This window comes from Marinobacter fuscus, assembly GCF_003007675.1.
Lineage (GTDB): Bacteria > Pseudomonadota > Gammaproteobacteria > Pseudomonadales > Oleiphilaceae > Marinobacter > Marinobacter fuscus.
Genome location: NZ_PXNP01000009.1, coordinates 234,028 through 253,898 on the forward strand (window position 1 = coordinate 234,028; position 19,871 = coordinate 253,898).

The 19,871-nt window shown below is 54.8% G+C and carries 17 protein-coding genes and 1 pseudogene; 4 read left to right on the plus strand and 14 right to left on the minus strand.

The window, feature by feature from the left end; all coding sequences use genetic code 11:
- Positions 1 to 15: 15 nt before the first annotated feature.
- The 4 genes from C7H09_RS02125 to C7H09_RS20475 are packed head-to-tail and all read right to left on the minus strand — an operon-like array spanning position 16 to position 4,852.
- Entirely contained in the window at positions 16 to 3,066 is a 3,051-nt protein-coding gene (locus tag C7H09_RS02125) for an efflux RND transporter permease subunit (protein WP_106760999.1), read from the minus strand.
- Position 3,067: 1 nt separating this feature from the next.
- Positions 3,068 to 4,222 (minus strand): efflux RND transporter periplasmic adaptor subunit, encoded by a 1,155-nt coding sequence (locus C7H09_RS02130; protein WP_106761000.1) that lies wholly within the window; start codon positions 4,220 to 4,222, stop codon positions 3,068 to 3,070.
- A 23-nt stretch (positions 4,223 to 4,245) separates the two neighbouring features.
- Positions 4,246 to 4,704, minus strand: coding sequence for a TetR family transcriptional regulator C-terminal domain-containing protein (locus C7H09_RS02135; protein ID WP_240616482.1), 459 nt, complete (start codon positions 4,702 to 4,704; stop codon positions 4,246 to 4,248).
- Positions 4,679 to 4,852, minus strand: a complete 174-nt coding sequence (locus tag C7H09_RS20475) for a helix-turn-helix domain-containing protein (RefSeq protein WP_338064009.1) — start codon at positions 4,850 to 4,852, stop codon at positions 4,679 to 4,681. Before C7H09_RS20475 ends, C7H09_RS02135 begins: the two co-directional genes overlap by 26 nt.
- A 133-nt stretch (positions 4,853 to 4,985) precedes the next feature.
- Here C7H09_RS20475 and C7H09_RS02145 point away from each other — a divergent pair.
- Positions 4,986 to 5,315: pseudogene (locus C7H09_RS02145) on the plus strand (cytochrome c biogenesis CcdA family protein); the annotation flags it as partial.
- 351 nt (positions 5,316 to 5,666) lie between these two features.
- Here C7H09_RS02145 and C7H09_RS02155 read toward each other — a convergent pair.
- Genes C7H09_RS02155 through C7H09_RS02165 form a run of 3 tightly spaced genes read right to left on the minus strand, consistent with a single transcriptional unit; the run spans position 5,667 to position 11,406 of the window.
- Positions 5,667 to 8,789 (minus strand): efflux RND transporter permease subunit, encoded by a 3,123-nt coding sequence (locus tag C7H09_RS02155; protein WP_106761001.1) that lies wholly within the window; start codon positions 8,787 to 8,789, stop codon positions 5,667 to 5,669.
- Complete coding sequence (locus tag C7H09_RS02160; protein ID WP_106761002.1) at positions 8,786 to 10,081, minus strand: efflux RND transporter periplasmic adaptor subunit; 1,296 nt, start codon at positions 10,079 to 10,081, stop codon at positions 8,786 to 8,788. The genes C7H09_RS02155 and C7H09_RS02160 overlap by 4 nt, the downstream gene beginning before the upstream one ends.
- Before the next feature lie 5 nt (positions 10,082 to 10,086).
- A complete protein-coding gene (locus C7H09_RS02165) occupies positions 10,087 to 11,406 on the minus strand; it encodes a TolC family protein (RefSeq protein ID WP_106761003.1) in 1,320 nt (439 codons plus the stop codon).
- Positions 11,407 to 11,621: 215 nt separating this feature from the next.
- On the opposite strand from C7H09_RS02165, the gene C7H09_RS02170 reads away from it, so the two are divergent.
- Positions 11,622 to 11,906 carry a hypothetical protein gene (locus C7H09_RS02170; RefSeq protein WP_106761004.1) on the plus strand — a complete coding sequence of 95 codons (285 nt, stop codon included), beginning with the start codon at positions 11,622 to 11,624 and terminating at the stop codon, positions 11,904 to 11,906.
- Positions 11,907 to 12,055: 149 nt separating this feature from the next.
- A complete protein-coding gene (locus C7H09_RS19825) occupies positions 12,056 to 12,295 on the plus strand; it encodes a hypothetical protein (RefSeq protein WP_165794763.1) in 240 nt (79 codons plus the stop codon).
- Between the two features lie 357 nt (positions 12,296 to 12,652).
- Here C7H09_RS19825 and C7H09_RS02185 read toward each other — a convergent pair whose 3' ends face one another.
- From C7H09_RS02185 to C7H09_RS02200, 4 genes are read right to left on the minus strand one after another with little or no spacing between them, the layout of a single operon-like run.
- Positions 12,653 to 13,072 (minus strand): c-type cytochrome, encoded by a 420-nt coding sequence (locus tag C7H09_RS02185; RefSeq protein ID WP_240616483.1) that lies wholly within the window; start codon positions 13,070 to 13,072, stop codon positions 12,653 to 12,655.
- Positions 13,069 to 13,734 (minus strand): isoprenylcysteine carboxylmethyltransferase family protein, encoded by a 666-nt coding sequence (locus tag C7H09_RS02190; protein ID WP_106761007.1) that lies wholly within the window; start codon positions 13,732 to 13,734, stop codon positions 13,069 to 13,071. The genes C7H09_RS02185 and C7H09_RS02190 overlap by 4 nt, the downstream gene beginning before the upstream one ends.
- Positions 13,727 to 13,948, minus strand: a complete 222-nt coding sequence (locus C7H09_RS02195; protein ID WP_061331757.1) for a DUF2933 domain-containing protein — start codon at positions 13,946 to 13,948, stop codon at positions 13,727 to 13,729. The genes C7H09_RS02190 and C7H09_RS02195 overlap by 8 nt, the downstream gene beginning before the upstream one ends.
- A 41-nt stretch (positions 13,949 to 13,989) precedes the next feature.
- Positions 13,990 to 15,060 carry a YncE family protein gene (locus tag C7H09_RS02200; protein ID WP_106761008.1) on the minus strand — a complete coding sequence of 357 codons (1,071 nt, stop codon included), beginning with the start codon at positions 15,058 to 15,060 and terminating at the stop codon, positions 13,990 to 13,992.
- Positions 15,061 to 15,248: 188 nt separating this feature from the next.
- On the opposite strand from C7H09_RS02200, the gene C7H09_RS02205 reads away from it, so the two are divergent.
- Entirely contained in the window at positions 15,249 to 16,541 is a 1,293-nt protein-coding gene (locus tag C7H09_RS02205; RefSeq protein WP_106761009.1) for an ATP-grasp domain-containing protein, read from the plus strand.
- Positions 16,542 to 16,601: 60 nt separating this feature from the next.
- Here C7H09_RS02205 and C7H09_RS02210 read toward each other — a convergent pair whose 3' ends face one another.
- The 3 genes from C7H09_RS02210 to C7H09_RS02220 all read right to left on the minus strand — a co-directional run bounded on the left by C7H09_RS02210 (position 16,602) and on the right by C7H09_RS02220 (position 19,869).
- On the minus strand, positions 16,602 to 17,060 hold the full coding sequence (locus tag C7H09_RS02210) for a hypothetical protein (RefSeq protein WP_022990672.1): 459 nt from the start codon (positions 17,058 to 17,060) through the stop codon (positions 16,602 to 16,604).
- A gap of 228 nt (positions 17,061 to 17,288) precedes the next feature.
- Positions 17,289 to 19,649: a heavy metal translocating P-type ATPase gene (locus C7H09_RS02215; protein ID WP_106761010.1), complete on the minus strand. Its 2,361-nt coding sequence runs from the start codon at positions 19,647 to 19,649 to the stop codon at positions 17,289 to 17,291.
- Positions 19,642 to 19,869: a DUF805 domain-containing protein gene (locus tag C7H09_RS02220; RefSeq protein ID WP_022990675.1), complete on the minus strand. Its 228-nt coding sequence runs from the start codon at positions 19,867 to 19,869 to the stop codon at positions 19,642 to 19,644. The genes C7H09_RS02215 and C7H09_RS02220 overlap by 8 nt, the downstream gene beginning before the upstream one ends.
- Between the last annotated feature and the right edge of the window lie 2 nt (positions 19,870 to 19,871).

Consider the following 19,871-nt stretch of genomic DNA (forward strand, 5'->3'; position numbering starts at 1 on the left):
AAAACAGCGGGTGCGTTATTGATGATAAGCAATTCTCATTAACGTGCAGTACACCACTGGCAGCACCACTAACGTCAATACCGTTGCAACACCCAAACCGAACACGATAACCAGCGCCATGCTCGCGAAGAAGGCATCGCTGAACAGAGGAATCATTCCCAACATGGTGGTTACGGCCGCCATAAGCACAGGTCGTACCCGGCTTACCGCGGCCTCAACCACCGCAGTGAATGCATCATCCTGCTGTTCTAACTGAATATTGATCTCCTCAACCAGCACAATGGCATTCTTCAGTACCATACCGATCAGACTCAGAGTCCCGAGCAGCGCCATGAATGTAAAAGGCGCGCCGAGCAATACCAGTCCACCAATGATTCCAATCATCATGAGAGGAACAATCATCCAGATAGACAGAGCCTGTCGGAAGCTACCGAACAACAGCATCGAAATAATGAACATCCCCAGCAGTCCAAGAGGCAGCGAGGAGAAAAGCGAAGTCTGAGCTTCGGATGAGGTCTCGTACTCTCCACCCCACTCAATCGAATAGCCGTGGGGAAGCTCCAGCGCGTCGACCTGCGGGCGGATCCTCTCCAGCACACTCGCCGCCGTCTCCCCCGACAAAGGCATGGGTTCGGCATAAACCGCCAACATCCGCTCCCTGTTTCTGCGTTTTATCAACGGATCCCGCAGTTCCGTATTGATGGCATTGATGACGTTGCCCGCGCTGACATAGCGGCCCTGCTCTTCACTCCAGACATTGATCGAGGTAAGGTTTTCGATGTCAAAACGCTGCTCCTCTCTTAACCGCATAATGATCGGAATGAGGTCGCTCCCCTCACGGTACACTCCAACCTGCTGCCCCTGATTATTCAGCAACAACGCCTGGTGCAGTGATTCGCGAGATACGCCAAGGCGCCGGGCCTGTTCTTCGAGGAACTCCGGTACGATCACGGCTTCCCGATTACCCCAGGACAAGCGCACGCTGTCGGCCAGAGGTTCATTTTCAAAAATTGCCTGCACGCGCACACCGATTTTCCGGAGTTCTTCGGGATCTTCTCCAAAGATACGAGCTTCAAGACTGGCTTTGGCTGAGGGCCCCACCTGCAAAGCCTGCACTTTGTAATGCACGTTCGGGAAGTCTGTACGCAGTTGCTCAATGACTTCCTCCATACGGGCCTCTCTCGACGCCTTATCCCGGGTCTCTACGATCAATTGGCCAAAACTGGCGTATCGCTGCTCCGGTGAATACGTCAACGTAAAACGCTGGGCTCCGCCACCGGTGACACTGGTCACCTGAACGACCTGGTCCATGTCATTCACGCGCGATTCCAGCCGCTTTACGGTCTCTTCGGTTTGCAAGATGTCGGCGCCCTCGGGCAACCAAAGGTCAACAAAGAAGAGTGGCGTTGTGGCATTCGGGAAGAAAGCATTCTTAACCTGTCCCGAGAACGATAGAACCCCAGCCAGAAGCGCGATCGCAAGTGTTAATGTCACGAAGCGATAATGAATCGCGTAGGTCAGCAGGCGGCGGAAGACGACGAAAACAATTCCCTTATAGGGGTCGTTATCGGATGACTGCCCGACACTCTCGAGCTTGTCGGGATAGAACATATCAAAGAAAAACGGGGTCAGAGTGAGTGCCGTCAGCCAGCTCAGGAAAAGCGAGTAGCACAGAACCCAGAACAGGGAGCCAATGAATTCTCCGGTGGTGTCTGGTGAAAGGCCGATAGGAGCAAAGGCCGTAATGGCAATCACGGTAGCGCCGAGCAGCGGGTACCGGTTCTGCGAGACCACTTCTTTGGCTGCCTGCCTTTTGGACTTGCCCTTGGAAAGGCTAATCATCATGCCCTCGGTGACGACGATGGCATTATCGACCAGCATCCCCAGCGCAATGATCAGCGCACCCAATGAAATCTTCTGGAGCTGAATACCGTGTATTGCCATAAGCACGAATGTACCCATGATGGTAATCAGCAGGATCAGCCCCATGAGCAGGCCACTTCGCAGCCCCATGAACAGCAAAAGCACAATAATGACAATGCCCACCGCCTGAGCAAGGTTCATGAGAAAAGCAGATACTGCCTCCTCGACTACTTCAGGCTGGTTATACACTGTGTTCAGTGTCATGCCGATGGGTTGCTGTTTTTCCAGGCGTTTCAAAGCCTCATTGAGACTCTCACCTACATCAACAACGTTGGTGCCCTCTGCAAATGACACGCCGATGGTCAAAGCAGGCAATCCGTCAGAGTGGTAAAGCAAGGCGGGTGAGTCATTGGTCACCCTGCGAACTTCGGCCAGATCGCTGAGCCGGATAATACCCGAATCAGCGCTTCCAACTGCCAGTTGCTCAAGTGCCTGAACGGAATCAAGCTGACCGGTTGGCTGAACGGATAACGACAGCCCTTCACTGCGCAGGTGGCCAGCGTTGCCCACCGTATTCTGCGCATTCAGAAGGCTTGCCAGGTATTCTGGCGAGATGCCAAGAGCACGCATACGGTCACGGTCCAGTGACACGATCATCTGCTCGTCGACACGACCACCGATACTGACTTTTGCGACGCCCTCCAACAATCGCAGTTCTCGCTGAATGAGATCCGCATGGTCACCAAGATCTTTCAGCGAGTAGCCGTCACCACGCAACGTGAGCAGCAGGCCGAAGACATCGCCAAAGTCATCGTTCACGATGGACGTGTTCACGCCTGGTGGCAGACCAGGCTGGGCATCATTAATCTTTCGCCGAAGGATATCCCAATACTGGTCTAACTCCCCTTCTCTGACCGTCTTCTTGAGTTGGACAGTAATCTGCGACAAGCCGTCCGAGTTCACCGAAGTAATGTCATCGATGCCCGGCATCTGCTGGATCGCTTTTTCCAGAGGCAGCGTAACCTCCTCCTCGACTTCAAGAGGCGTTGCTCCGGGATATTGGGTGGTCACCAAGGCGGAACGTAACGTGAACTCCGGGAATTCAAGCTGGCCAAGACCCAGAAACGCGAACATGCCCCCAACCCCAAGCAACAGCGTGACCATCCAGCTGATGGACTTCCGATCAAGAAAATAATCGACCATCTCAGAGCCCGCCCTCTTTTTCCCAGGGACGGACCGAACGATCCCTGTTCATCCGGTGAGCGCCGGCAACCACGATTCTGTCGCCCGGGCTGAGCTCTCCCCGAACAAGCACGCCATCGTTCATTTTCTTACCCGGCTCGACATCCACCGGCTCGACGCTGCCCGTGTTATCGCCATTCTCACCATCGGCAGCAGCCACGTATCGCCAAACCACGCTAGTGCCGGGTTCTGCGTCAGGTGTTACAAGCGCCGCGGTTGGTATCAGCCACGACGGGGCGCTCTCTCCAGCCAATGTGCCGTAATCAAGCAGAACGGTCGCGCTCATCCCCGAAAGCACTGTGATGTCCTCGGGTTCAGGGAGCGTTACGGTAACCTCATAACTGAGCGACCCCTGAGAGGCATTGCTGTCATGCTCTTTGTAGCTCGCGGCGTAGCGTTTATCGGGAAGCTCGGGAAACTGTACCCACGCGATAGTGTTGCCATTGGCGCGAACGTTCCTGGATCTCTGTGGTTGAAGGCGGCGGACCTGTTGTTCAGGCATCTGGAACGAGACGTCGATAGAGCCGGGCCGTTGCAGTTCGGCAATGGCCTGCTGCGCTGATACAACCTGAAAGACATCCACCGGCACCCGTGAAATGACGCCATCAAATGGCGCTTTGAGAACGGTATAGGAAAGTTGGTCCTCCGCGCTGGCCAGTTGCGCTCTGGCAGAGAGGTACTCGGCCTCGGCCTCATCGAAACGGGCCTGACTGATGGCCTGGCGCTCCAACGATATTCGCATTCGCTCGAAGGTGGCCTGTGCCAGATTGAAATTTGACCGGGCGTTTTCCAGGCGGGTTCTTGCGTCCCGATCGTCCAGGCGGGCAACGACCTCCCCTTTTTCCACAGTGTCGCCTGCTTTAACGGCCAGCTCCGTCAGCTCTCCTCCCACTCTGAAAGAGAGTTCTGAATGGTCAGACGCCGAGACTCTGCCCGGATACTGATTGAGCGTGCCTGACTGCGCCTGCTCCAGCGTCATGAGCTTTACCGGGTAGACAGTTTGCTGTGTCAGAGGGGGCGCCTCCGCCGAACATCCCATCACCAGGAGGCTCGAAAGCATTGCAAGCGCTTGTAGGCCTCTCAAGGGCATGGCGGTACTGACTATCTTGAATTTCATAACGCGTCACTCTCCAGAAAAAATTAGGTATTCCGACGATCGGCAACCGCATCCCAAGCCATATTAAACGCTAATTCGATATGCTCATCGGTACCTTCGAACGACCCTTGCAGGCATCGTTGAACGAGGTGGTAAATCGGGCGGAACATAAACGTTTCGAGAAGTGGAAAAGGTACCGGTTTGATCAGCCCGGATTGCTTTCCCTGATCAACTGCATTCAAAAGATTTGCGGCTCGGCTTTCGTTTCGTGCCTGGATCTCGGGAGTCATCCAAGCAGAATGCGTGAACGTCTCGTGGTAGCGGAATAGTTCCGGACGCTCAAGGCCGATCCGGAACAGTGTGTGCCACTGGCGTCGCAGTCCTTCACGCAGATCTTTCCCGCGAGAAAAACTGTCCAGCGCCGCATCAATGACCTGATCGCTGACGTAATAAAATGTCGCCAATAAAAGCTGTTCTTTATCTTCGTAATAGATGTACAGCATCTTCGTAATAGATGTACAGCGTGGCTGGTGACAAACCCGCAGCCTTGGCTATCTTGCCAACCGAGGTTGCTGAAAAACCGTGATCTGCTACTTCCCTCACGGTAGCTTCCAGGAAGGCTATTCGTTTCGAGTCGTCTCTTTGCCGCATTTGTCTGCTCAACGCTTCAAATTGGTCGGCCTAAAATAAATGAACGTTCACTTATTTTCAAACCGAAAATATAGGCGTATACCGAAGTAGGTGCCCTACTGACTAAATTCCTGATCTTGCAACCTGGGGAATTGGCGCCGCGTTTGCCATCGGCTGGACACCCTGTATAGGCCCCATACTCGGGGCCATATTGGCGCTCAGCTCCACGCATGCCAATGCTGAGGCGGGCATGCTGTATCTGGCGGCGTATTCGTTGGGGTTGGCTCTTCCTTTTCTCGGAACCGCCCTGTTTATTGAACACTTTCGGCAACGAGTACGCTGGCTCAGTCGCTGGAGTAGACTGCTGAGAGCGCTTGCTGGCTTGGTGCTCGTTGTAATGGGAGTAATGGTGCTCACCGGTCGGATGACACTCTTTGCGTCGTGGATGTTGTCGACGTTTCCGGTTCTCGGAAGGCTTGGTTGAGCTTCCTACAGCCAAACTACAGGGAACGGTCCATGGCTTCATGCTCAAATACTGCGTATAAACAGGTTTCATGAACAAATGGGGCCGCTATTTCGTTAACTAATGGCTTTGCATTGCCGAACCATTGAAGCGGCTCATTGTTCTTCAGGACTGAATTAAAAACCGGTTCGCAGTGGAGGATCTTGAACGTTCGCTTTTGTTTAGGTGCTTCTGGTCGCAAAGCGAACGTTCAGGCAAATAGATTTTGGAATATGCGCAGTAGACGGGTAGGCACTCTGCGAATGATCGTGATAACCGGTAAAGACGTGATAGCAAGGTGCCAGGCCGAATCCTGGCACCTTGCTATCGGCGTTACTCACCAAGAGTTCGCTGTTTCCAGAGATAAAAGAGCACAGGAATCACCAGCAGCGCCAGAATGACAGCGGAAATCATACCGCCCACCATAGGTGCCGCAATCCGGCCCATCACCTCCGACCCTGTACCGGTGCCAATCATAATGGGCACAAGCCCCCCGATAATGGCGGCCGCCGTCATCATGATTGGCCGAACCCGCATACCGGCACCGTGTAGTACGGCATGGCGGAGGGTTTCTCGCCTTGGCGTCAGCCCTTTGTCATCACACGTTTCCAGCATTTCGTTATAAGCCTGATTCAAATACACCAGCATGATCACCCCAATCTCTACCGCTACGCCGGCCAGCGCAATGAAACCGACACCGACGGCTACCGAAAAATTATAACCAAGCAGATACATCAGCCAGATAGCACCGATCATCGCAAACGGTAGCGTGCCCATAATAATCCCCACTTCGGCAAAACGGCGGAAGTTAAGAAACAGCAGGATGACGATGATGGCCAGCGTTAACGGCACCACATAGGTCAGTTTTTCCTTCGCACGGAGCATGTACTCATACTGACCAGACCAGTTGATTGAATAACCGGGAGGTAGATCCAGCTCTTCACTCACGGTAACCATGGCCTGTTCAACATAGGTGCCTACATCGACACCCTCAATATCCACAAAGGTCCAGCCGTTCAGGCGGGCATTCTCACTCTTAATGGCCGGCGGGCCATCCTCCACGCCGATCTCCGCCACATCTGCCAGGGCAATGCGCTGGCCGGATGCGGTCACGATGGGCAGTTGCTCCAGCTTCTCGGGCGAATCCCGGTAGTCTTCCGGATAACGAAGATTAATGGGATACCGCTCAAGTCCCTCGATGGTTCTGGAAACGTTGATTCCACCAATAGCGGAGGCCACTACCTGCTGAACATCAGCGATATTCAGCCCATAACGAGCGGCACGCTCACGAACAATATCCACCTTGATGTAGCGGCCCCCAGCGACTCGCTCAGAGTAAACGGAGGCTGTACCGGGGATGTCGACCATGACTTCCTCAAGGCGTTTACCGATGTTCTGGATGACGGTAAGGTCCGGACCGGCAATCTTGATGCCCACCGGCGTTTTAATACCCGTTGCCAGCATATCGATGCGCGTGATGATCGGCATAACCCAGGCATTGGTTACCCCCGGGAACCGAATCAGAGTATTGAGCTCATGCTTCAGCTTTTCGGTGGTCATGCCTTCCCGCCATTGATCCCTCGGCTTGAGCTGGATGAAGGTCTCGATCATCGTCAATGGAGCCGGATCGGTAGCGGTATCCGCCCGCCCCACTTTGCCGAACACGGTTTCGACTTCGGGTACGGTGGCAATCAGCTTGTCCGTTTGCTGCAACAGTTCCCGAGCCTTACCAATGGAGATGCCCGGGTAGGTGGTGGGCATGTACATCAGGTCGCCTTCATCCAGTGGCGGGATGAATTCACTGCCGATTTTGGTGGCTGGCCAAAGGCCCACAGCCAATGCCAGCAACGCAACAATAACCGTCGTTTTCGGGAAGCGTAACACCAGCTTCAGCACCGGCATATAAACGCCAACCAGCAGGCGGTTCACGGGGTTCTTGTGCTCCGGCAGCACCTTGCCGCGAATGAAATAGCCCATCAGCACCGGCACCAGCGTCACCGCCAGGGCCGCACTCGCCGCCATGGCGTAGGTTTTGGTGAACGCCAGGGGAGAAAACATCCGCCCTTCCTGCGCCTCCAGGGCAAACACCGGCACAAAACTGACGGTAATGATCAGGAGCGAGAAAAACAGCGCGGGCCCGACCTCAGAGGCTGACCGTGCAACGACTTCCCATCGGTTCTCAGACGTTAACGGGGTTCGCTCCATGTGTTTGTGCATGTTCTCGATCATTACAATAGCACCATCAATCATGGCGCCGATAGCGATGGCAATCCCCCCGAGTGACATGATGTTGGCATTGATGCCTTGCCAGTGCATGACGATAAAGGCCGCCAGAATACCCACGGGAAGGCTAAGAATCGCCACCAGCGACGAGCGCACGTGGAACAGGAAGACGATGCACACCAGGCCCACCACCAGAAACTCTTCAAGCAGCTTGAAGCCGAGATTATTGACCGCCCGCTCAATCAGACCAGAGCGATCGTAAACCGTCACCACCTCGACGCCTTCAGGCAAACTGGATTTCAGGTCTTCCAGTTTCGCCTTCACGCCATTAATGGTTGCCTGAGCGTTCTCACCAAAGCGCATCACCACAACACCGCCGACGGTTTCACCTTCCCCATTCAGTTCGGCAACCCCACGCCGCATCTGCGGGCCAACTTCAACGGTGGCCACATCTTTCAGCAATATGGGGGTACCGTTGTCATCGAGTCCTAATGGAATCGACAGAAGATCCTCACGGGACTTTATATAGCCAGACGTGCGCACCATGTATTCCGCCTCGGCCATCTCGATGACGGAGGCGCCCACTTCCTGGTTGCCTCTCTTAATGGCGTTCTGGATGTGAGCCAGAGGAATTCCCAGCGCCCTGAGTTTTTCCGGGCTGACCTTGACCTGGTACTGCTTCACCATACCGCCTAGCGCAGCCACCTCAGAGACACCCGGCACCGTTTGCAGTTCGTACTTCAGGAACCAGTCCTGCAGGCTGCGCAACTGGCTTAGGTCCTGGTTCCCAGTGCGGTCTACCAGCGCATACAGGTAAACCCAGCCAACTCCGGTAGCGTCTGGCCCGAGCTGAGGCCTTGCAGAGTCTGGAAGGCTGGGCGCAACCTGGGACAGGTATTCCAGTACCCGGGAGCGGGCCCAGTACATGTCGGTGTCTTCATCGAAGATCACGTAAACATAGGAGTCACCGAAGAACGAGTATCCCCTGACCGTTTTCGCGCCCGGTACCGAGAGCATGGCTGTCGTCATCGGGTAGGTGACTTGGTCTTCCACCACCTGCGGCGCCTGGCCCGGGAAACTGGTTTTGATAATGACCTGCACATCGGACAGATCCGGCAGAGCATCCACCGGCGTTTGTTTCAGCGAATAAAGGCCGAGCCCTGTGATAAGCAACGTCGCCAGCAACACCAGGAAGCGGTTACGAATAGACCAGTGAATAATAGCGGCAATCATGACTCGCCCCCGCCATGGCTCATGGTGCTGTGATCCATGCCTTCATGATCCATCCCCTGCTCATCCATATCCTGAGGCGATGACATCCGTTGGAAGTCCGAGGTTTTGCTGGATTCCGAATCGATCAGGAACTGGGCGGATGTGACTACTGTGTCGCCCGGCGTGAGGCCATCGAGTATTTCCGCATACTTGTCGTCGACGCGCCCAACGGTCACGTTAACCGACTTGAAGGCGCCCTCGTCCATTGCCAGAACCAGTCGGTCGCTCTGCCCGGTGCGGATGACCGACTCCCGCGGCACCAGGAACTGCCGTTGTCCCCGTTCGCCCTGAACATCCAGGCGAGCGAACATACCTGGCATCAGGACACCATCAGCGTTATCAAAGCGCATCCGCACTTGCGCCGTCCGGGTTTTCGGGTTCACTTCGGGGTAGACGTAATCCACATTTCCGCGCCACTCGCGACCGGGCATGTAATCCAGTGTCATCTGCACCCGATTACCGGCCTCTACGGCGGAAAGCTGGCTTTCAAACACTTCGCCGATAACCCAGACCTCATCCAGTGCGGCAATGGATAAAACCCGGTTTCCGGGCTTGATGAACATACCCTCCCGAACATTCAGATTCTCGATCACCCCGGAACCCGGCGCGTAAACCGTCATGGTTCTCTGGACTTCGCGCTTCTGGCGCAGTTGGCTGATCAGGCTAGCCGGTACATTCAGCGCCACCAATCGCTCGGTTGCAGCATCAACCAGTCTCTGATTGCCGCGGTTCATTGCCAGAAGCAGTTCTTCCTGCGCATTTACAAGGGTGGGCGAGTACAGCGTGTACAGTGGCCTGCCTTGCTCAACAGGCTCGCCCTCGGCTTTGACATAGAGCGCTTCGATCCAGCCTTCAACACGAGGGTGCACGTGGGCCATCTCGTCTTCGTTGTACTGCACGTAGCCTACGGTAGTAATGTTGTTAGGCAGGCGCCCCTGAATCACCGGCTCCGTTCGAACCCCAAGGTTGTTGACGACCGTTGGTGAAATTCGGACCGTCCCGGCTGGATCCTCAGCTGACCCACCCTCCTCGTACACCGGGATTAGATCCATCCCCATCGGGGATTTCCCGGGTTTGTCACTTTTAAAATTGGGGTCCATCGGAGCTACCCAATACAGCGGCTCCTTTGGGCCAGAAGCTGCCATTTCAGCTGTAGGCGTCGAAGTCGCGTCAGTGTCAAGCCAGTACGTGGCCCCTGCGCCGGCGAGGCCGCCGAGCAATACAAAGCCCAAAGGGCGAGCAAAATTAGCCATGATGGTCAGTCCTGGTAACGATTCAGTGAAAAGGAAGGTATGTCGGAAGTGTCGGACGTCAGATAACGGAAACTCGCCAGATTCTTGGCCCGCTCGGCCATCATCTGTATCAATTCAACCTGGGTATCAAGCTCCGCAATTCGCGCTCGTACCGCCTCAGCGAAGTCGCCGTCATCGTTGTTGTAAGCAGTCAATGCTGCGCTTGCCTGCGCCTCCATTTGCGGCAGCAGGGTCTGTTCATAGAGCTCTATGCGGTCATCCAGTCGTTCGATCCGGGCTACGGCCGCACGGGCTTTGGCCTGAAGTCCCCGGATCTGCAAAATGCGTTCTGTTTTTACCGCCTCCAGTCGCGCCACTGATGCATTCAGTTTTCGATCCTGCCGGTTGCCCGTAAAGATCGGGAGATCAAAGCCAATGCCTACAGAAAACAGGTCGGCCCTGTCCTGACCGTTTGGTGCCCGCTCCCTGTATCCATACTGTGCAGATATTGACCATTCCGGCTTGTAGGCCTGGCGAGCCAAGTCAACGTCAACACTCTGGGCATCAATCAACTGATCAGTCGCGCGGATCGACGGATGACGGATCAGTGCCTCTGCGGATGTTTCAGCCCAGCCCAGAGGAAACACTCTCAGCAACTCGTTGGGTACATCTTTACTGACAGCCAGCTTGGCCTGGTCCGGGCCTATCCACTCTGCCAGCGCCTCGCGGTTTGATGCCTGTTGCGAATGCAGTACCGTCAGCCGGTCTTCAAGTCGAGTCAATTCTAGCGAGGCACGGATAACATCCTGCTGTCTGGAACCCATGCTTGCTGAGGCATACCCAGCCTCTGCGACATCCTCTAACTGTTGAAAAAGAGTGCGGTTATCTTCAATCAGCCCGATGCTTTGCTGGGATCGCCAGACCTCAAGCCAGAGATGGGTTACCGATTCCATGACCTGCGCCCGGCGGTTCTCGCGTCGAAAAGGCTGAACTCCTGCCATTTCCTGCTTTTTTTCACTGGCCAGCTGACGGCTATCACCTCGCGGAATTCGCTGGGTAAATCCAATGGTGGCCTGTGTCATTGCCTCCTGTCCGGTATCAAAAGTATCCGTGGGCAAATTCGCGGCACCAATCGTCATTCGGGGGTCCGGGAGTGCGCCATCGGCAACCGATTCTTCCAACAGAGCATCCTGCATCTGCACACTCTGGCGCAGCCAGGGATCGTTCTCGATGGCCGCATCAATTGCGCCCGTCAATTCAAGTCTGGGTGCCGCCCAACCGGGCAGACTGGTTAAAAGCAGAGCACCGAGGAAGGCCAGCTTTATCAGGCGAAGAAGAAGGGACAATATTATATCTCCATTGAATTATTTCTGAAACGCAATCTTATGGCGCTTGCCTGAAACCAAACTGAATTACAGAACAAAATGACTTAATTTGATTTATATCAAGATACTGTTATTGCTGAATAAAATTACTTTTTTTGAATTCTTTATCTTAATTTCAGGATCAATTCAGAAACCGGTGTTTTAATCAACTCACCAACCAATCAGGAGGTGTAAAAATGAAAACGTTACTTATATTTTCAGCAGCATTTACTCTTTCAACATCCGTGCTTGCTGGCAACATGTCAGACAGTAAGGGCATGAAGGAAATGCACAACCAAATGATGGACAAATCATCTATTGAAGAAATACTTCAGAATGAAGATATGCAACGCTTACACAGAGAAATGACACGTTATGCGATGTCTGAAGGGGGTTTTGAGGCTCGTGTACAAATGATGACAGAAGAAGGGCGTGCTTATCACAAAGCACTGGAGCAAAACCAAAAAAATACCGCAAGGTAACCCCTGCGGTAAAGCTAACTCGTGGAGACACAAGCGTCGGCTGGCTCGGGCTTCAAGCAGCCGACACCCTGATCAAGCTCAAGTAAACCACAGAAACCTGAAACTGAACTGAATTTCTTGAACGGTTCAAGGTAAATAAGGAGAGCATCATGAAAAAAATCATTATCGCTGCCGCAGCTGCCACTTTATTTTCGACCATGGCCACCGCCAATTCAGGATTGGCCGATCGGATCAATGAAGCGCGCACTTACCCAAATAAAACAGTCGAAACGAAAACCGAAATGATGACCTGCATGAAAGACATACAAGCTCACAAAGATTTTAGCGGGCCCAATGTTAATCGCCAGGAAAGAAAATCAGAAAGTAATACGCATCACAATCATAGTTAAATAAATACAGAACGTCAGAGCAAAACCCGTAGTCGACTGTCTCTTTGAAAGACAGTCGACTATTTATTATATTGATCATCCGGAATATAATTTACCTCAATTCCACGATGCCTCTTCGTTTGGCCCTCAGAGTAAACCATACAAGAAACATCCATTTTACAACCAGCACCGTTATCTGTGGCATGAAAACCCATTGGGCAAGAGGTAAACCGACAGGAAACGGGCTGGCCTTGACCAGATCGTCGTTGCTGAAGTTCCACCTCATCCTGGGTTGCCGGTCCAGTTCCCGGGTCCAGTATTCGGTTTTGATACGCATAATGAAACGGCCATGACTGCTGTCTACCGGCACAGCACCAATCAGAGCCCACTCCTTTTAGACCATGCCTCATAGATCCGCTTGTCCCATTTACTCTGAAAATAGGCAATAGCGGCTTTTTGATCGTCCTTTGAGAGCTTGCCATCAAAGGCTGGCATTTTTCCGCCCAGGGGAGCTCCTCCTTGCTTGATTGTAGCCATGAGCGTGTCGAATGAGTGGTGCCAGGCATGGCCCGTTCCGTTGAGGGGTGGCGGCGGATAAGAGCCATCCTTCAGGGCCTTTTTCCAATTAAAGGCTCCTTGAGCATTGCTGCCATGGCAGCTAGCGCAGTTGTCGTCAAAAACCACGGCACCGCGGTCAACCTGGGCCTGTGTGTACCAGCGGTCATCCACCGTCTTACCGCAGCCGCTGATTAGTGCGACCGCAAGAACGCCTACTGAGATAGTTACCACATGCATCATTCTTGTTCCTCGATTTCCTTGCGTCTCAAATTCCTCAATTGCGGAATAAAACGGGGAGTTCTGGCTGCATACGCCCGCCAATCGGAGCCGAACATTTTTTCTGTTTCACGCTCCTCATACAAAGACAGGCGCGAGTACATCCACACCAGCACCGGGAACATGGCCAGCGTCAGCAGCGTGGGCCATTGCAACAGAAAACCGAACATGATGAGCACAAAGCCGGAATATTGGGGGTGGCGAACGTGGGCATACAGGCCGGTTGTGGCCAACTGCCCTGCCTTTTGCGCGGCATACAGGGTACGCCAGCCAGCCGCAATCAGATAAAACCCGAGGCCAATAAACACTGTGCTCAAGAGATGAAACGGCCCAAAGTGTGGGGAACCCTTCCAACCAAACAGCATTTCCAGCAAGTGGCCACTGTCGTGAGCCAACCAGTTCACGTCGGGATACTGGCTCTGCAGCCAGCCGGAGAGGAAGTAGAGCGTCAGCGGGAACCCGTACATCTCGGTGAACAGTGCCACCAGAAACGCGCTGAAGGCACCAAACGAACGCCAGTCCCGGCGGGTCTTCGGTTTGAAAAAACTGAAGGCGAAGAATATGAAAATCGCCGAATTCAGCACCACTAGGCTCCAAAGGCCATAATCCGATGCACCATCAGTCATCACGCTGCTCTCCACTCTTTCCCGGTTGCTCTGCCTGGTGGTTATGTCCTCCATGCCCTCCATGCCCTCCGTGCATAAAAATATGGATCAGCGGACAAGCAAGCAGTATCAGCCAGGGCAAGGCGCCAAGCAGATGAACCTTGTGTTCTCCCCAGAGTAAAACCAGTGCGATAACGGCAAACATTGCCAAAGTAATTTTAAAGCGTCGATCCATGAGCGGTTCCTTTGCGAAAAAGCCAGTGTCAGAACAGAGTACTAATCGGCCTCAAGGGATATCTGATGGCCTATGCCGCTCAGCGCGATCTCATCCACCACATCGAGGGATTCCGGGTCGAGCACCCAAAGCTTGTTCTCTGCCCGACTGGTCACCAGTAGCTGGCCATCGTAGGGAGAGACCGCAAGATGATAGGGCGCAGGAGCCAGCGGCCTGGTGTGGCGGGCGCCGCTGGCTAGCTCAATCCGGACCACTTGGTTGCCGCCCTGGCTGGTGGCATAGAGGGTCTGGCCATCTGCGCTCAAGCCAACGCCATGGGGCGCCTCCCCAACCTCGTACCGGTTCGCCACCGCGCCTTTGGCAAGCTCAAGGACAAGAACCTGGCCGGATGCAGCATCATTCACGTAGAGCCGCTGGTTGCCGGGGGCAAGCACCATATGCTCTGGGTTGCCGCCAACCCGCAAATTGCGCTCGACGAACCAGTGCTCGGTATCCACTTCGCTGACCGTGCCATTACCGGTATTGCTGACCAGAAGGGATTGGCCGTCGTCGGTTTGCACCAGATAGTTGGGGGCCGGCCCCGTCGCCACAGTTTTGACCAACTGACCGGAATCCAGATCCACAACGCTGATACTGCCACTGGCAGGATGCGTGGAAACGGCATAGCGACCGTTGGAAGTCACCAGCACATGGTGCACAGGCCCCGGCACTTCCAGTTTGCGGTCAATCGTCTTTGTGGCCGTGTTCACCAAATAGAGCAGCCCGGTACTCCCTGCTTCCAATTCAGTAGACTTCCCGCCCCCATGATGAGCGGCGTGTTCATCTTCTGAAACGCCTTCGGGGCGACTAACCGGCTTCTGACGATCATGCGCCGACAAACTACCCACCACCAGATACCGGCCATCCGGGGTCAGTGCCGAACCGTGGGTATTCAAGGTGCCGCCAATGGACGACGTCACCTTGCGGTTTTCCAGATCAATAACGCCGACGGCATCCGCTGTGCCCATGGGAACAAATGCCCGGTTCGTGTCTGCGGCCACCATCAGCGAAAAACTCATAGCGACACTGGCCGTAATTCCAGCAATCCACTTCTTGCGCAACGAATGTTTCATAGCGTGCCCTTTTTGGTCAGAGGGTTTCAGTAAGATTTCCTCGCCCGGTAAGCAAGATCCCGAACAGGCATGGTCATTACTTGGCAGTCCATCACACCAAGCTGAAACAGGCCTGAAAACAGTTGCGAAACATGCATCCGTTTGACCAGAATCAAGGTGGAACGATTCACAATGACCATGGACGACCAATGCAAGACGTGCCCCAGGAAAACCAGCGAACAACCAAAACCCACGCCGACCAGCTCAACCGGCAGTGTTACTGCATCACCCTTGACCGAAAAGCGCTCACTGACAGCCTCCAGAAGCAGTTTTCAGAAACTGGGAACGGGGCACCGGCCACTCCCGAGATCCATCATCTCTTTTCAAACACGCCGGTTTTTGTTCCCCAGGCTGACATCGCGACGATGGAGCGGATTGTTCAGGCGATCGAATCCGCAGCCGAGCTTCCGCCCTATAAGGAAAGAGCTCTGTCCTGGGCGCCGGACATCGCCAGTTTTGATCCAGGCCCCATCGGGGCCTTCATGGGCTATGACTTTCACCTGGGCGAGAACGGGCCTCAGCTGATCGAAATCAACACCAACGCCGGCGGCGCATTTCTGAACACGGTATTGGCCCGGGCTCAACACCGATGCTGTGACCCGTCCCAGCTGACTGCTGGCACCAACCGTGCACTGGATGGGTTCGAGGACGCGGTGTTTGCCATGTTCCAGCAGGAGTGGCAACGGCAAGGTGGCGACTCGACACCCGGTTGCCTGGCCATTGTGGACGATGCCCCAGAATCCCAGTTTATGTTCCCGGAATTCCAACTGGCCCAGCAGTTATTCCAGGCCAGAGGCATTGAGACCTTGATCCTCGACCCATCGGAGCTTGAGTATGTTGATGGCGCTCTGAGCGCCCACGGCAAGCCTATTGACATGGTGTACAACCGCCTGGTGGATTTTGCCTTGGAGGCCCCGGCTCTTGGGGCGCTGAGGCGCGCCTACCTCGACGGCGCGGCGGTCGTCACGCCCAATCCACGCGCCCATGCGCTGATGGCCGACAAACGGAACCTGATCCTGCTATCTGATGCCCAAACCCTGCGCGACTGGGGCCTGAGTGAAACCGAGGCAGGATTTCTGGATAGAGCTGTACCGAAGACCCGGCTGGTTTCAGCAAGTGATGAGGCGGAGTTGTGGAGCAACCGGCGTAAACTGTTTTTCAAACCGGTAGCGGGCCATGGCAGCAAGGGCGTCTATCGGGGCGAAAAACTAACCCGCCGCGTTTTCGAAGAGATCCTGAAGGGTGATTACATCGCGCAGAACTTCGTTCCCGCCGGAGAACGCACCCTGAGAGTGGATGGCACGGTCACCACCAGAAAGGTCGATATCCGTTTGTACACCTATGCCGGGCAACATCTGCTTGCCGCTGCCCGTGTGTACCAGGGCCAGGCCACCAACTTTCGAACGCCGGGAGGTGGCTTTGCGCCCGTCTTTGAGGTGTGAAGGTGAGCCTCAATTGGAAACATTCAAAGGGATTAAGCCGTCAGCAAAAGTGCTCGGATCTCATAGATCCTGCATTCGGCCAACCTGACGAGCCAGTCTCATCGACTCATTTTCCTCCATCGCCAAAAGAGATTCGAACAGCTCTTTTGCTTCTGGAATTTCGGCTTTTCCAATCAGCGTTTTGTAGAGATCAATAATCTGATCATGAAAGTCGAACACTTCCCGGCAGATACCATCAAAATCAAGCTTCGCGTAAGGCTCGTCGCAGGTTCGATGAGTTTTGATCGGATTATGGGACAGGTAGTCGTACACCCGAGTTTCCAGTGCCTTCTTATCCCCTTGGTGCTCAAACTCGTTCACGATCCGCTCTATTTCCGATTCATGAGCTGCCAGATAATCCAAAAGCGCACGGGCCCGTTCTTCCTCGTGCTTTGTTGCGCAATGGGACAGACAGCTCGCCAGATGTGAGTGCAGATCGCGCGTCCAGTCGATCAGTTGTCCAAAAGTCTTTATATCCATATCTTTTTTCCTTTTTTCCTTTTTTCTTCTCCATAATATGACTGACATCAAATAGGTATCCCGTCGTCAAATGAGGAGTCCTATTTGCATTTCCAGTGTTCAGTTGGGCTATGCGCTCGCCTGGCTAATTCGCTAATCCATTGCAAACCGCAGGCACTGCAGCAAATCGACATCTTTGATAACTTGATCGATCGTGTATGACATAGCTACCTCCAATGATTCAGAAGTTCATTGCTTTGACCCGAGTTTCACCACCCTCAAACGCAGCGCATTCACAATCACGCTGACCGATGACAGCGACATGGCGGCCGCTGCAAAAATGGGCGACAGCAGTATCCCGAAAAACGGGTACAAAACCCCTGCCGCTATCGGAACACCGGCGGAGTTGTAAACGAAGGCGAAAAACAGGTTCTGACGGATATTGCGCATGGTCGCCAGAGACAAACGGCGCGCCTCGACAATGCCCATCAGGTCGCCGCGCAGCAGCGTAATGCCGGCGCTTTCGATGGCGACATCGGTCCCGGTGCCCATGGCCACACCGACATCCGCCGTTGCCAGTGCAGGCGCATCGTTTACGCCGTCACCCGCCATCACGACAACACGGCCTTCGTCTTTCAGGCGCTGGACGATCTTGCCCTTATCTTCCGGCAGGACTTCCGCTTCCACTTCGTCGATATGCAGTTTTCGGGCAACTGCTTCAGCTGAAGTGCGGTTATCGCCGGTCAGCATGACCACCCGGATGCCGTCTTTTTGCAGCGCGGAAATAGCGGCTTCGGTGGTTTCCTTGACCGGATCGGCAATCGCCAGCAACCCTGCGACGTTTCCGTCGACAGCAGCAAAAATCACGGTAGCACCATCTTTTCGGAGCTGGTCGGCGTCGCCGTCAAATCGCGTGGTGTCGACATTTTCCGACTCCATGAGAAGGCGGTTACCAAGTAGCACCCGCTTGCCGTCTATTCGACCGGTAACCCCTTTACCATTCGGAGAGTCAAAGTCTTCCGCATCCGGAAGCTTCAGGTCCATGCCCTTGGCTTTATCGAGTATGGCGTGAGCCAGTGGGTGCTCACTGCCTTTCTCCAGGCCACCTGCATAACGCATGAGACTACTGTCATCGAACCCGTTGGCCGCGACAAGCCGGGTGACTTGCGGCTTGCCCTCTGTCAGCGTGCCGGTTTTATCCACCACCACGGTGTCCACTTTCTCCATGCGCTCCAGTGCTTCTGCATCACGGATCAGCACACCACTCTGTGCGCCGCGCCCGACGCCAACCATAATGGACATAGGCGTTGCCAGACCTAGGGCGCAGGGGCACGCAATAATCAGCACGCTCACAGCAGCAATCAGACCGAATGCCATCGGGGGCGTCGGCCCAAGGAAGGACCAGGCAATGAAGGCGATAATGGCGATCACGATTACGGCTGGCACAAAGTATCCTGCCACCTTGTCTGCCAGCCCCTGGATGGGTGCACGGCTGCGTTGAGCGCTGGCCACCATCTGCACAATCTGGGACAGCATGGTGTCCCGACCGACCTTGTCGGCCCGCATGATAAAGCTGCCCTGCTGGTTGATACTGCCACCGATCACCTGATCGCCAGACTTTTTGCTGACGGCCAGAGGCTCCCCGGTCACCATGGACTCATCCACGTTGGAGCTGCCTTCGAGCACCTCGCCGTCCAGCGGCACCTTGTCGCCTGGGCGCACCCGTAGGCGGTCGCCGACCTTCACCTGATCCAGCGACACATCGGACTCACCGCCATCATCATCCAGTTTTCTGGCCGTTGCCGGCGCCAGATCCAACAGCGCCTTTATGGCACCGGAGGTTTTTTCCCGGGCTCGCAATTCCAGCACCTGGCCGAGCAATACCAACACCACAATGACCGCTGCCGCTTCGAAGTACACCGCCACCGATCCATCTTCCTGCCGGAAAGCGCCCGGGAATACCTGTGGAACAAGTGTGGCTACCAGGCTGTAGATCAGCGCTACGCCGGTGCCAATGGCAATCAGCGTGAACATGTTCAAATTTCGGCTAACCACGGATTTCCAGCCCCGGACGAAGAAGGGCCAGCCGCACCAAAGCACCACGGGCGTTGCCAGCACCAGTTGAATCCAGTTGGACATCTGCGGGGCTATAATGTGATCGAGTCCGGTGAGGTGCCCACCCATCTCCAGTACCAGTACAGGCAGGGCCAGCACCAGGCCGATCCAGAATCGGCGGGTCATGTCTTTGAGTTCTTCCGAAGGCCCGTCGTCCAGGCTTACCTGCTCGGGCTCTAGGGCCATGCCGCAGATTGGGCAGTCCCCTGGCCCTTGCTGCCGAGTCTCGGGGTGCATGGGACAGGTATACATAGTGCCCGGCGCTACCGGCTCTTGCTGTTTCTTTTCCCAATCGAGGTACTGCTCAGGGTCCTCGTCGAATTTGGACTGGCAACGCGACGAGCAGAAGTACCAGGTTTTACCGCCATGCTGGCTGCGGTGTTCCGCGGTATGCGGATCGACTGCCATGCCGCAAACCGGATCCTTGGCGGTGTGCCCGCCAGGTTCTTTATCGGCGTGGTGATCGTGGTCATGGGCGTGATGGTGCTCAGCCATTCTGATCTCCTGTTTTATCGGCGGGCCAGTCTGCAAATGCAATGAAATACAGCAGAACCAGATTGACGATAGGGATCAGTATCAGTACACCCATCCACCCCGGATACCCCGTGCGCTGGCAAATACGCCAGGCCGGAATGACGACCACAATGGCAATCACCAGCATCCACAGCCAGTGGCCTGCCCACATGGTGTTCCCGAACATGTTATCTCCCATCATGG